We start from the raw sequence: 13276 nt of genomic DNA, 5'->3' as shown, positions 1-13276 counted from the left end.
CCGGATGTCATGCCCGTAAGCGGCAGATACTCATGACATCCCGGCGGCTCGCCCCGGCGGGCGTCAGGCCAGGGCCGCGGCGATCGCCTCGGAGACCGGGGTCGTCGGGCGCCCCGTCAGCCGCGACAGGTCCCCGCTCGTCCCCGCGAGCCGGCCGCGCGCGATGGCCGCGTCCACATCGACCATGATCGCCGCGAAGCCTTCGGGCATCCCGGCGGCGGTCAGGATCGCCAGGTGCTGCTGCGCCGGCACCGCCTCGTAGACGACCTCCTTGCCGGACTGCGCCGACACCTCGGCCGCGTACTCGGCGAAGCTCCAGGCGGTGTCGCCGGAGAGCTCGTAGACCTGGTTCAGGTGGCCCTCGCCGGTCAGCACCACGGCCGCGGCGGCCGCGTAGTCGGCGCGCGCCGCCGAGGCGACCCGGCCCTCGCCCGCGCTCGCGACGACGGCGCCCCGTTCCAGGACGGCGGGTAGCTCGCGGGTGTAGTTCTCGTGGTACCAGCCGTTGCGCAGGAAGGTGTAGGGGATCCCGGAGTCGAGTACCGCGCGCTCGGTGGCCCGGTGCTCGGCGGCCAGGTCGAAGTCGGCCTCGGGGCCGCCGAGGGCGCCGGTGTAGGCGAGCTGGGCCACACCGGCGGCCTGCGCGGCCTCCAGTACGGCGGTGTGCTGGGCGACGCGGCGGCCGAACTCGTTGCCGGAGATCAGCAGGACCCGGTCGCCGGCCCGGAAGGCGGCCGCGAGGGCTGCCGGGTCGTCGTAGTCGGCGACGCGCACCTCCACTCCGCGGGCGGCGAGGGCGGCGGCCTTCGCCGCGTCGCGGACGACGACGGCGACGCGGTCGGCGGGGACCCTGTCCAGCAGCTCTCCGACGACGAGGCGGCCGAGTGCTCCGGTGGCTCCGGTGACGACGATGCTCATGATTGCTCTCCTCGTGGGGTGATAATGCCACCCTACGGTAAGCGCTAACTTTTAGAAAGTGGGGGGAGGGGCGCGCCGGGCGGGCGGGGCGAGGGGAGGGGTGCGGCGGCGGAACGGCGCGGCGTGCCCGGATCGCTCGCCCGCCGCCCGCCGCCCGCCGCCCGCCGCCCGCTGCCTGCCGCCCGCTGCACGTCGCACGCCGAAGCCCGGGCCCCCCACAGGGCCCGGGCTTCACGGAGGCGGTACGGCGCGGCGCCTCAGCCGATGACGGTCCAGGTGTCGTTCCCGCCGAGCAGCGTGGCCAGGTCGCCCTTGCCGCTGCGGTCGACGGCCGTATCGAGCTGTTCCGCCATGAGCGTGTCGTAGACGGGCCGCTCGACGCTGCGGAACACCCCGATGGGGGTGTGGTGCAGGGTGTCGGGATCGGCGAGCCGGGACAGCGCGAAGGCGTTGGTGGGGCTGGCCGTGCCCGCGTCGTGGACCAGGATCCGCGCCTCGTTCTCCGGGGTGACCTCGACGACCTCCAGGTCCCCGGTGGCCGGGTCGCGCACGACGCCCTTGCGGCCGTCCGCGCCGAAGCGGATCGGGCGCCCGTGCTCCAGGCGGATCACCGCCTCCTGGGCCTGGTCCTTGTCCTTGAGGACCTCGAAGGCGCCGTCGTTGAAGATGTTGCAGTTCTGGTAGATCTCCACCAGCGCCGTGCCCTGGTGGTCGGCGGCCGCCCGCAGCACCTCGGTCAGGTGCTTGCGGTCGGAGTCCACCGTGCGCGCCACGAAGGAGGCCTCCGCGCCGATGGCCAGGGACACCGGGTTGAACGGCGCGTCGAGCGAGCCCATCGGGGTCGACTTGGTGATCTTGCCGACCTCGGAGGTGGGGGAGTACTGCCCCTTGGTCAGCCCGTAGATCCGGTTGTTGAACAGCAGGATCTTGAGGTTGACGTTGCGGCGCAGGGCGTGGATGAGGTGGTTGCCGCCGATGGAGAGCGCGTCGCCGTCACCGGTGACCACCCAGACGGACAGGTCGCGGCGCGAGGTGGCCAGGCCCGTGGCGATGGCCGGGGCGCGGCCGTGGATGGAGTGCATCCCGTAGGTGTTCATGTAGTACGGGAAGCGGGAGGAACAGCCGATGCCGGAGACGAAGACGATGTTCTCCTTCGCCAGTCCCAGCTCGGGCATGAAGCCCTGGACGGCGGCCAGGACGGCGTAGTCGCCGCACCCGGGGCACCAGCGGACCTCCTGGTCCGACTTGAAGTCCTTCATCGACTGTGCGCCCTCGGCCTTGGGCACGAGGGACAACAGGTGGGGGGCGTCGGTCACCTCAGTCATTGATGGCCTCCTCGAGAACCGTCGCGAGCTGCTCCGCCTTGAAGGGCATACCGTTCACCTGGTTGTACGGCCGGGCGTCCACCAGGTACTTCGCCCGGATCAGGGTCGCCAGCTGTCCGAGGTTCATCTCCGGCACCACCACCTTCTCGTAACGCCCCAGGACCTCCGCGAGATTCCCGGGGAAGGGGTTGAGGTGGCGCAGATGGGCCTGGGCGACCGGCAGGCCCGCCACGCGCACCCTGCGCACGGCGGCGGTGATCGGCCCGAAGGTCGAGCCCCAGCCCAGGACGAGCGTGCGGGCGCCGTCCGGGTCGTCGACTTCGAGGTCCGGTACCTCGATGCCGTCCACCTTGGCCTGCCGGGTGCGGACCATGAGGTCGTGGTTGGCCGGGTCGTAGGAGATGTTGCCGGTCCCGTCCTGCTTCTCGATGCCGCCGATGCGGTGCTCCAGGCCGGGCGTGCCGGGGACCGCCCACGGCCGGGCGAGGGTCCGGGGGTCCCGCTTGAAGGGCCAGAACACCTCCGTGCCGTCGGCCAGGGTGTGGTTGGGACCGGCCGCGAACTGCACCTTCAGGTCGGGCAGGTCCGCGACGTCCGGGATCCGCCAGGGCTCCGAGCCGTTGGCCAGGTAGCCGTCGGAGAGCAGGAAGACCGGGGTCCGGTAGGTCAGCGCGATCCGGGCCGCGTCCAGCGCGGCGTCGAAGCAGTCCGCGGGGGTGCGCGGCGCCACGATCGGTACGGGGGCCTCGCCGTTCCGGCCGTACATCGCCTGCAGCAGGTCCGCCTGCTCGGTCTTGGTCGGCAGGCCCGTGGACGGGCCGCCGCGCTGGATGTCCACGATCAGCAGCGGCAGCTCCAGGGAGACCGCGAGGCCGATCGTCTCCGACTTCAGCGCCACGCCCGGACCGGAGGTGGTGGTCACGGCGAGCGCGCCGCCGAAGGCCGCGCCGAGCGCCGCGCCGATGCCGGCGATCTCGTCCTCGGCCTGGAAGGTCCGCACGCCGAAGTTCTTGTGCTTCGACAGCTCGTGCAGGATGTCGGAGGCCGGAGTGATCGGGTAGGAGCCCAGGTAGAGCGGCAGATCGGCCTGGCGCGAGGCCGCGATCAGCCCGTAGGACAGGGCCAGGTTCCCCGAGATGTTGCGGTAGGTGCCGGCCTGGAAGGCGCGGGTGGCCGGAGCCACCTCGTAGGAGACCGCGAAGTCCTCCGTCGTCTCACCGAAATTCCAGCCGGCCCGGAAGGCCGCGACGTTCGCCTCCGCGATGGCGGGCTTCTTCGCGAACTTGTGGCGCAGGAATTTCTCGGTGCCCTCGGTGGGGCGGTGGTACATCCAGCTCAGCAGGCCCAGCGCGAACATGTTCTTGCTGCGCTCGGCCTCCTTGCGGGACAGCCCGAAGTCCTTCAGCGCCTCGACGGTCAGCGTGGTCAGGGGCACCGGGTGCAGGTTGTAGGCGTCGAGGGAGCCGTCCTCCAGCGGGGAGGTCTCGTAGCCGACCTTGGCCATGGGGCGCTTGGTGAACTCATCGGTGTTGATGATGATCTCCGCGCCGCGCGGTACGTCGCCGATGTTCGCCTTCAGGGCCGCCGGATTCATCGCGACCAGTACGTTCGGCGCGTCGCCGGGGGTCAGGATGTCGTGGTCGGCGAAGTGGAGCTGGAAGGAGGACACGCCCGGCAGGGTTCCGGCGGGGGCTCGGATCTCGGCGGGGAAGTTCGGGAGGGTGGACAGGTCGTTGCCGAACGACGCCGTTTCCGAGGTGAAGCGGTCACCGGTGAGCTGCATGCCGTCGCCGGAGTCACCCGCGAATCGGATGATCACACGATCAAGACGTCGTACTTCTTTGGCGCCCGGACTCGCGGGGATGCGCTGTCCGCCGACAACCGCACCCCCGGCCCCGTCGGCTTGGTCGGCTGGGCTACTGACCTGGCTGGTCACTGAAGTGGACCTCCTTCGAGGCGTGGGCACCCCCAGAACCAACCCTACGACGGTCGGCGCTCCGGGGGCGGGCCACATTCCGGACCGTCGGACCGCCCATCGAGACGGCCCGACCGGTATGCCATGTCTGACAGAGTGTCAGTCGATCAAGATTTCAGATAGGTGAGAACGGCCAGTACACGCCGGTGATCCCCCTCACTCGGCGACAGGCCCAGCTTCATGAAGATGTTGCTGACGTGCTTCTCCACCGCGCCGTCGCTCACGACGAGCTGCTTCGCCACGGCCGAATTGGTGCGTCCTTCGGCCATCAGGCCCAGCACCTCGCGCTCGCGCGGGGTCAGCCCGGCCAGCACGTCCTGCTTGCGGCTGCGGCCGAGCAGCTGGGCGACGACCTCCGGGTCCAGGGCGGTACCGCCCCGGGCCACCCGCACCACCGCGTCCAGGAACTCCCGCACGTCGGCCACCCGGTCCTTGAGCAGGTACCCCACCCCGGTGCTCGAACCGGCCAGCAGTTCGGTGGCGTACTGCTCCTCCACGTACTGCGAGAGCACGAGGACCCCGATCCCGGGATGATCGCGGCGAAGGCGCACGGCAGCCCGTACGCCCTCGTCGGTGTGCGTGGGCGGCATCCGTACGTCGGCCACCACCACATCGGGCAGGGCGTCCTCCGCCGCCAGCTCCGCCACCGTCTTGATCAGGGCTTCCGCGTCCCCGACGCCCGCGACGACGTCATGCCCCCGGTCGGTCAGCAGCCGGGTCAGGCCCTCCCGCAGCAGCACCGAATCCTCGGCGATGACCACCCGCACCCTGTCTTCCACGATTCAGCAGCTCCCGCGTCACTCGTTACCGCACTCCCTGACGCAGCCAAGCATCCCAGCCCGGGGCCCGGATCACGGGCGGAGCGGGACAACGCGTGGGGATGCGGGGGGAGTTTCCGGCCGCGGGCGGGACCGGCCACGACGCCGGGGCGGCCCCGGGCGCGGGATGACGGGGGTGTCGGGGTGGCGGCGCGGGCGCGGGTGCGAGGGGGTGGCGGGAGCGTAGGGCGCGGGGCCCGGGGGGTGTGACGGGGGCAGGGGGCCCGGGGCGCGAGGAGGTGGCGGGGGCGCGGGGCCCGGGGGTGTGACGAGGGCGCGGCGCCCGGGGGTGTGGCGGGGGCGCGGGGCCCCGGGGGTGCGGCGGGGGCGGGGGTGGCTCACGCCCGCCAGGGCAGCTCCGCGGTGACCGTCGTCCCCACACCCACGGGGGAGTCGACGACGAGCACCCCGTCCACGGCGTCCAGCCGCTCGCCGAGGCCCGCCAGCCCCGTCCCGGCCTGCACCTGCGCCCCACCACGGCCGTCATCGGCGACCTGGATCAGCAGCCGCTCACCGGACTTCCAGACCTCCACCGAGGCCGACCGGGCCAGGGCGTGCCGGGTGATGTTCTGAAGCAGTTCCGAGACGGTGAAGTACGCGATCCCCTCGATCGCCGCCGCCGGGCGGGCCGGAAGGTCCACGGCCACCCGTACCGGAACGGCGCACCGGGAGGCCACCGACGACAGCGCCGCGTCCAGGCCGCGGTCCGTCAGCACCGCCGGGTGGATCCCGCGGGCCAGGTCGCGCAGCTCCTGCAAGGCGATCTTCACCTCGCCGTGCGCCTCGTCCACCATGCGGGCGGCGGCCCGCGGGTCCTGCGCGACCTTCTCCTTGGCCAGCCCCAGGTCCATCGCGAGGTTCACCAGCCTGGCCTGGGCCCCGTCGTGCAGATCGCGCTCGATGCGCCGCAGGTCGGCCGCGGCGGTGTCCACGACCACGCCGCGGTCGGACTCCAGCTCGGTGACGCGGGTGGCCAGCCGGGACGGTCCGAGCAGCCCGCCCACCACGACCCGGTCGACGGTGGTCAGGGCCCGGACCACCCACGGGGTGGCCAGGGTCAGGACCAGTCCGGCCAGGAAGGTCAGGGCGATCTCGGCGGGGGAGTCGAGGTAGGCGGAGTAGGTGTCGTTCTGGTACAGCTGCAGCCCGGGCCGGCCGGTGTAGGCGGGGAAGACCCAGAACCAGACCGGGTACAGCAGGAAGGCCCATCCGCACGTCCAGAACACCAGGGCCGTGCAGAAGGTGAACAGCGCCCACGGGAAGTGGATGGCGCCGTACAGCACGTGCCGCCAGGCACTCCCGCTCTTGAGCATCGCGCCCATCGCGGCGAGCGCCCCGCCCTTCCGGGCCCGCACGGGCGCCGGATCGGCGATGTCGCCGCCGAGCAGGGCGCGGACGCGGGCCCGCTCCAGGTGCCCGAAGCCCCGGCACGCGGCGAGCACGCCGGCCAGGACCGGGACGCCGAGGAAGGTGACGAGCAGGCCGGCACCGAGGCTCAGGCCGGTGACGACGAACGAGAAGTACAGGATGCTCAGCGGCAGCCCGGTCAGCAGGTAACCGAGCTCGCGCCAGGCCCGACCCTCGACGGGAGCCCGCAACACGGCACCGACCCCCCTGGCGAAGCCCCCGCCACCACCCGCACCCTCACCGTGACCCGCGCCCTCACCGTGACCCGCACCCCCGCCGTGCCCCGCACCCCCGCCGCCCCCCGCACCCCTGCTGTAACCGTGACCCCTGTCGTAACCGTCACTCATGGTCCCCGCCCCGCCTTCCGTCATCCTCGGCCTCCGCACCTCCACCCTGCCGCCCGCCCCTCCCCGAAACCATGCGGCGGGTGGGCCTGTCCTGCGGGGGGTTATCCCCACCCCGCCAGAGCCCGCCCACCCCCCGGACATCCAGGCCCGGCCATCCGGCCTCGCCGGCGTTTGAGGCGCGGGGTCTGGGGCGGAGCCCCGGGAGACGGCGCCGCACCCGGGCACGCGGCGGATCCGCACGGGGTCTGTCCCGAGCAGTTCCCGGGCGGCCGGGGCCGGGCCCTGTGGCGAAGCCCTGGCATCCGCGCGGGGCGAGGTCCGGCCATCCAGCCTCGCCGGCGTTTGAGGCGCGGGGTCTGGGGCGGAGCCCCGGGAGACGGCGCCGCACACAGGCACGCGACGGATCCGCACGCCAAAGCGGGCCTCCGCCCACCCGGACGGAAGCCCCCATCACCGCACCCCGGACACCCGGCACCGGCACACACCAGCCCGCCCGCGCCCCGGCCCCTGGCCCCCCTGCCCCGGGCCCCCGGGGCCCCTGGCCCCCCGGCCCCGGGCCCCCGGCCCCCTTACCCCACAGCCACCCGATCCCGCCACGGCAGCTCCGCCGTGACCACGGTCCCCTCCCCCTCCGGGGAGTCCAGGACGAAGACCCCGTCCACCGCCCCCAGCCGCTCCGCGAGCCCCGACATCCCCGTCCCCCCGGACATCCGCGCACCGCCCCGGCCGTCGTCCGACACCCGGATCAGCAGCCGCGCCCCCGCCCGCCACACCTCCACGCTCGCGCCCCGCGCCCCCGCGTGCTTGCTCACGTTCTGCAGCAGCTCCGACACCACGAAGTACGCGATGCCCTCTATCGCCTCCGCCGGCCGCGCCGGCAGGTCCACCGCCACCTTCACCGGCACCACGCACCGCGAGGCCACCGACGACAGCGCCGCGTCCAGACCCCGGTCGGTCAGCACGGCCGGATGGATCCCGCGCGCGAGGTCCCGCAGCTCCTGGAGGGCCAGTTTCACCTCACCGTGGGCCTCATCGACCATCGCCGCCGCGCCCTCCGGGTCCTGATCTTCCAGCAGCTTCTCCTTCGCCAGGCCCAGCCCCATCGCCAGGGCCACCAGGCGCGCCTGCGCCCCGTCGTGCAGGTCCCGCTCGATGCGCCGCAGGTCGGCCGCCGCCGTGTCGACCACCACGCCCCGGTCGGACTCCAGCTCCGCGATCCGCCGCTCCAGCTCGTCGGACGGTGACAGCAGTCCCCGCACCATCGCGCGGTCCGCGTTCGCCAGCAGCCGCACCACATACGGAAGCACCGGCCAGAGCACGAACAGCCCGGTCAGGGCTACCGTGAAGGTGAGCACTCCCCAGGGGAGCCGGACCAGCTGGTAGAGCACCGTCCGCCAGGCGACCGGGTCCTTGATGCTCGTCCACAACCAGGGGAAGAAACCACCGGCCCGCCCGGGACCCGGAAGCGGAGTCGGCTCGTCCACCCGTACGCCCAGCAGCGCCCGGGCCCGCGCCCGGTCCAGCCGTCCCCACTGCCGGGACAGAAAGAGACCACATGCGAGCAGCGGAAGTCCGACCGCCGTCACGGACAGCGCGCCCGTGCCGGCGACCATGACGACCGTGTAAACAAATCCGATGATCGCCAGCGGCAGGTTGCTCACCAGGTACGCGATCTCCTTCCACGTCACGGCGCTGAAGACGGCGCGTACGGGAGGGGGCCGGTCGTTGTCGCGGATGTCCTGGCTCGTGGTCATGCGGCACAGCCTGCCAAGGCCCGTCCGCCGATGCCATGGGGTGGCCGGGGTGCTGTGAACGGGGGATAACCCCCCCCGTGTGAGGCAGGCCCTAGACTCCCGCCTGTACCAGATCGTCGACAGTGACCGAGGAGCGAGGAACGGACGTGCCAGAACCAACGGTATCGACCGCAACCGTGCTCGCGGCGGACTACTTCCGGAGTTATTCGGTCGTCGGCCTGCTCGCCCTCCTCGGTGTGCTCTTCGTCGCCGTGGCCTTCGGCGCGGGCCGCCTGCTGCGGCCCGTGGTCCCGACCCCCGAGAAGCTGCTGACGTACGAATGCGGCGTCGACCCCGTCGGCGAGGGCTGGGCACACACCCAGGTCCGCTACTACGTCTACGCCTTCCTCTACGTCATCTTCGCCGTCGACTCGATCTTCCTGTTCCCGTGGGCGACGGTCTTCGCCGCCGCCGGTTACGGCGCCACGACGCTGGTGGAGATGTTCGTCTTCCTCGGTTTCCTGGCCGTCGGCCTGCTCTATGCGTACAAGAAGGGCGTCCTCGAATGGACGTGACACCGGACCGAACGGCGGACCAAACGGCGGACCGAACGGCCCAGACGGCAGCCCAGACGGCAGCTCGGGCGGCTCAGGCAGCGGGCGGAGCCGCAAGCCGGTCCGCCGCCCGGACGCCCGCCGAGCCCCAGCCGCTCCCGGAGCCCCGGCGCCTGGGCGTGCTCTCGCGCCTGGCCCCCGAGCCGATGAAGGTGGTCCTGAACTGGGGCCGCCGGTACAGCCTGTGGGTCTTCAACTTCGGCCTCGCCTGCTGCGCGATCGAGTTCATCGCCGCGTCGATGGCCCGTCACGACTTCATCCGTCTCGGTGTCATCCCCTTCGCGCCGGGCCCCCGCCAGGCGGACCTGATGATCGTCTCCGGGACGGTCACGGACAAGATGGCACCGGCCGTGAAGCGGCTCTACGAGCAGATGCCGGAGCCCAAGTACGTCATCTCCTTCGGCGCCTGCTCCAACTGCGGCGGCCCGTACTGGGACTCGTACTCGGTGACGAAGGGCGTCGACCAGATCATCCCCGTCGACGTCTACGTCCCCGGCTGCCCGCCACGCCCGGAGGCGCTGCTCCAGGGCATCCTCAAGCTCCAGGAGAAGATCGCGCGCGAGTCGCTGGCCGAGCGCTACGCGACCGGCCCGTCCGTGGGACAGCTGACCAGCGGTCTGGTCACGCCCCCGCCCGCACCCACAGCGGGGGCCGGCGCATGAACCTCTACGACTCCCTTCCCGACGCGGCGGCGGCGGTCTTCGGCGAGGAGGCCGTGGGCTCGTCCTCCTACGAACTCCTCACGGTGGACGTCCCGGCCGGCTCCTGGATCTCCTCCCTGGAGATCGCCCGGGACAAGCTGGGCTGCACCTTCTTCGACTGGCTGAGCGCCGTGGACGAGCCCGGCACCGGCTTCCGCGTCTGCGCGCACGTCGTCTCGCTGGAGAACCACCGCGTACGCCGGCTCATGCTGCGCACGACCGTCCCGCACGGCGCCCCCTCCCTGCCCTCGGCCGTCTCCGTCTACGCGGGGGCGGCGTGGCACGAGCGGGAGACCTTCGAGATGTTCGGCGTGACCTTCACCGACCACCCGAACCTCGTGCCCCTGCTCCTGCCGGAGAACTTCGAAGGCCATCCGCTGCGCAAGGACTTCGTCCTGGCCGCGCGGGTCGCCAAGGCGTGGCCCGGCGCCAAGGAGCCGGGCGAGGGCGCGGACTCCGATGGTCCGAAGCGCCGCCAGATGCTCCCGCCGGGCGTCCCGGACCCCAACGACTGGGGCCCGATGAAGGGCCAGCTCCCCCCGGCCCCCGCCCGCCCCGCCCGCACCCCCCGAGCCGCCGGCGCCGCCCCGCGCACCCCCCGCGAAGGCGCCCCACCCCGCCGCACCCGCTCCACCACGGAGGGCTCGGCCACCCAGCTCCCGCAGGCCGGCGCCCCCGCGACGCCGGCCCCGTCGGCGACGCCGCCCCCGGAGGCCGCATCCCGCCCGCCCCGCCGCACCCGCTCGGCGGCGGCCGGCTCCGCGAGCCAGGCCGAGGGCACGCCCCCGCATCCGGAAGCGCCCGCGACGCCGGCCCCGTCGGCGACGCCGCCCCCGGAGGCCGCCCCCCGGCCGCCCCGCCGCACCCGCTCGGCGGCGGCCGGCTCCGCGAGCCAGGCCAACCCGCCGGAAGCGACGGCCCCCGGGGCCGGGCCGCGCCGTACCCCCTCGACGGGAGCCGGCTCGGACGCCCCCTGGCACAACCCGAAGCCCGCTTTCGAAGACCCGCAGCCCGCCACCCCCTCGCTCCCGCCGAACCCCGCGGCCACCGCCGACGCCCCGGCCACCGAGCCCCCCGCGACTACGACCCCGGCAGCCGAGTCCCCCGCGGGCCCGGCCCCGGCAGCGCCGACCCCGGCACCGGTGAACGAGGACGCCCCGACCCCCTCGCAGCAGCCGCAGGCCGACGCTCCCGCCCCGGCGGACGAGGGCCCTGCGATCGTGGCGCCGTCCACGTCGGCGCCGTCCCCGGGGGCCGAGGACCCCACGCCCACACCCCCGCCCCCGTCGGAGCGGCCGCAGGCCGACGCTCCTGCCTCGGCGGGAGAAGTCCCCGCGGCCCCGGCAGCGCCGACCCCGGCACCGGTGAACGAGGACGCCCGGACCCCCTCGCAGCAGCCGCAGCCCGACGCTCCCGCCCCGGCGGACGAGGGCCCCGCGACCCCGGCCCCGGCAGCGCCGGCCCCTGCCCCCGAAGAACCGGCCGACCCGGGGTCCGAGACCCCGGCCCCCGCGCCGGAGGCGCGCCGGCGGGCCGACGCACCACCCACCCCCACCGCCGGGCCCGCCGCAGGCGACCGGCCCACCACCGACAACGGAGGCGACGCGTGAACGACGTCCTCGACGTCGCCCTGCGACTGATCGTCGTCTTCGCCGTCTTCCTCGTGCTCCCGCTCGTCGTCGGACAGACCGAGCACAAGGTGATGGCGCACATGCAGGGCCGCCTGGGCCCCATGTACGCGGGCGGCTTCCACGGCTGGGCCCAGCTCGTCGCCGACGGCGTGAAGTTCGCGCAGAAGGAAGACATCGTCCCGGCCAACGCCGACCGCCGTATCTTCCAGCTCGCCCCCGCCGTCGCCCTGCTCCCGTACCTCCTCGTCCTCCTCGCGATCCCGATCGGCCCGGGCGAAGGCGCCGTCGGCCAGGCCATCGACGCCGGTCTGTTCTTCGTGCTCGCCGTCATGGGCATCGGAGTCCTCGGCTCCCTCATGGCCGGCTGGGCCTCCGCGAACAAGTTCTCCCTGCTCGGCGGCCTGCGCACCGCCGCCCAGCTGCTCGCCTACGAGCTGCCCATGCTGCTCGCCGCCGCCTCGGTGGCCATGGCCGCCGGGACGGTCTCCCTCCCCGGCATCGTCGAGGGCTTCCAGTGGTGGTGGCTGCCCTGGCAGATCGTCGGCGCCCTCGTCTTCTTCACCGCCGGCCTCGCCGAACTGCAGCGGCCCCCCTTCGACATGCCCGTGGCCGACTCCGAGATCATCTTCGGCGCGTACACCGAGTACACCGGCCTGCGCTTCGCGCTGTTCCTCCTCGCCGAGTACGCCGGCATCGTCGTCCTCTGCGCCCTCACCACCGTCCTGTTCCTCGGCGGCTGGCACGGCCCCCTCGGCGCCGACGGCCTCGGCTGGGTCTGGACCCTGCTCAAGACCGCGATCCTCGCGTTCGTCGTGATCTGGCTCCGCGTGAGCTATCCGCGACTGCGCGAGGACCAGCTCCAGAAGCTCGCCTGGACCGTCCTCATCCCGCTCGCGCTCGCCCAGATCGCGCTCACCGGCATCGTGAAGGTGGCGATCAACTGATGCCCATCCCCGGATCCGGCCTCGCCAAGGGCCTGGCCGTGACGCTGCGCACCATGACGAAGCGCTCGCACACCGCCCAGTACCCCGAGGTCCAGCCCCAGCTCCCGCCCCGCAGCCGCGGGGTCATCGGCCTGTTCGAAGAGAACTGCACGGTCTGCATGCTGTGCGCTCGTGAGTGCCCCGACTGGTGCATCTACATCGACTCCCACAAGGAGACGGTGCCGGCCTCCACCCCCGGTGGCCGCGAGCGCAGCCGCAACGTCCTCGACCGTTTCGCCATCGACTTCTCCCTGTGCATGTACTGCGGCATCTGCATCGAGGTGTGCCCGTTCGACGCCCTCTTCTGGTCGCCGGAGTTCGAGTACGCGGAGACCGACATCCACGAGCTGACGCACGAGCGGGACAAGCTCCGCGAGTGGATGTGGACCGTCCCGGCCCCGCCCGCCCTGGACCCTGCCGCCGAGGAGCCGAAGGAGATCGCCGCCGCCCGCAAGGCCGCGGAGAAGGCCGAAGCCGCAGCAGCAGCCGCCGCCCCCCAACCCCCCACCCCCTCCCCAGACCCGGCCACTCCGGGTCCGGCCACTCCGGGCTCGCCCACTCCGGGTCCGGCCACTCCGGGCTCGCCCACTCCGGGTCCGCCCACTCCGGGTCCGGCCACTCCGGGCTCGCCCACTCCGGGCTCGCCCACCCCGGGCTCGCCCACCCCGGGCTCGCCCACTCCGGGCCAGGCCACGCCGGGCTCGCCCACCCCGGGCTCGGCGGCGCCTGGTTCGGCCACCCCGGGTCCGGCCACGCCCGGACCCGACCCGAGCACGCCGGGCCCCAGCACGCCGGGCCAGGCCACCCCCGACCCGAGCACCCCC

10 protein-coding genes and 1 pseudogene are annotated in these 13276 nt (G+C 73.4%); 5 read left to right on the top strand and 6 right to left on the bottom strand.

Features of this window, described 5'->3' with window-relative positions:
- Nucleotides 1-63: 63 nt before the first annotated feature.
- The 6 genes from AMK16_RS11970 to AMK16_RS11945 all read right to left on the bottom strand — a co-directional run bounded on the left by AMK16_RS11970 (nt 64) and on the right by AMK16_RS11945 (nt 8544).
- A complete protein-coding gene (locus tag AMK16_RS11970; RefSeq protein ID WP_073913010.1) occupies nt 64-918 on the bottom strand; it encodes an SDR family oxidoreductase in 855 nt (284 codons plus the stop codon).
- A gap of 257 nt (nt 919-1175) precedes the next feature.
- Nucleotides 1176-2243, bottom strand: a complete 1068-nt coding sequence (locus AMK16_RS11965; RefSeq protein WP_199885407.1) for a 2-oxoacid:ferredoxin oxidoreductase subunit beta — start codon at nt 2241-2243, stop codon at nt 1176-1178.
- The gene (locus AMK16_RS11960; protein WP_073913003.1) at nt 2236-4179 is read right to left on the bottom strand and encodes a 2-oxoacid:acceptor oxidoreductase subunit alpha; all 1944 of its coding nucleotides are present in this window, start codon (nt 4177-4179) and stop codon (nt 2236-2238) included. Before AMK16_RS11960 ends, AMK16_RS11965 begins: the two co-directional genes overlap by 8 nt.
- A 146-nt stretch (nt 4180-4325) precedes the next feature.
- Nucleotides 4326-4985: a response regulator transcription factor gene (locus tag AMK16_RS11955; protein WP_338014437.1), complete on the bottom strand. Its 660-nt coding sequence runs from the start codon at nt 4983-4985 to the stop codon at nt 4326-4328.
- Between the two features lie 389 nt (nt 4986-5374).
- Nucleotides 5375-6790, bottom strand: a complete 1416-nt coding sequence (locus AMK16_RS11950; RefSeq protein WP_073913704.1) for a sensor histidine kinase — start codon at nt 6788-6790, stop codon at nt 5375-5377.
- Nucleotides 6791-7359: 569 nt separating this feature from the next.
- Nucleotides 7360-8544 (bottom strand): sensor histidine kinase, encoded by a 1185-nt coding sequence (locus tag AMK16_RS11945; protein ID WP_073912997.1) that lies wholly within the window; start codon nt 8542-8544, stop codon nt 7360-7362.
- Nucleotides 8545-8690: 146 nt separating this feature from the next.
- On the opposite strand from AMK16_RS11945, the gene AMK16_RS11940 reads away from it, so the two are divergent.
- The 5 genes and pseudogenes from AMK16_RS11940 to AMK16_RS37155 form a co-directional block, all read left to right on the top strand.
- Complete coding sequence (locus AMK16_RS11940) at nt 8691-9098, top strand: NADH-quinone oxidoreductase subunit A (RefSeq protein WP_073912994.1); 408 nt, start codon at nt 8691-8693, stop codon at nt 9096-9098.
- Nucleotides 9089-9799 carry an NADH-quinone oxidoreductase subunit B gene (locus AMK16_RS11935; RefSeq protein ID WP_079191454.1) on the top strand — a complete coding sequence of 237 codons (711 nt, stop codon included), beginning with the start codon at nt 9089-9091 and terminating at the stop codon, nt 9797-9799. Before AMK16_RS11940 ends, AMK16_RS11935 begins: the two co-directional genes overlap by 10 nt.
- A complete protein-coding gene (locus AMK16_RS11930; RefSeq protein WP_073912991.1) occupies nt 9796-11448 on the top strand; it encodes an NADH-quinone oxidoreductase subunit C in 1653 nt (550 codons plus the stop codon). The genes AMK16_RS11935 and AMK16_RS11930 overlap by 4 nt, the downstream gene beginning before the upstream one ends.
- Nucleotides 11445-12413 carry a complex I subunit 1/NuoH family protein gene (locus AMK16_RS11925; RefSeq protein ID WP_073912988.1) on the top strand — a complete coding sequence of 323 codons (969 nt, stop codon included), beginning with the start codon at nt 11445-11447 and terminating at the stop codon, nt 12411-12413. Before AMK16_RS11930 ends, AMK16_RS11925 begins: the two co-directional genes overlap by 4 nt.
- Nucleotides 12410-12947: pseudogene (locus AMK16_RS37155) on the top strand (NuoI/complex I 23 kDa subunit family protein); the annotation flags it as partial. The gene AMK16_RS11925 and the pseudogene AMK16_RS37155, both read left to right, overlap by 4 nt.
- Nucleotides 12948-13276: the final 329 nt, after the last annotated feature.

The organism is Streptomyces sp. CB00455, from assembly GCF_001905445.1.
Lineage (GTDB): Bacteria > Actinomycetota > Actinomycetes > Streptomycetales > Streptomycetaceae > Streptomyces.
This window is presented reverse-complemented; position numbering and strand designations above follow the sequence as displayed.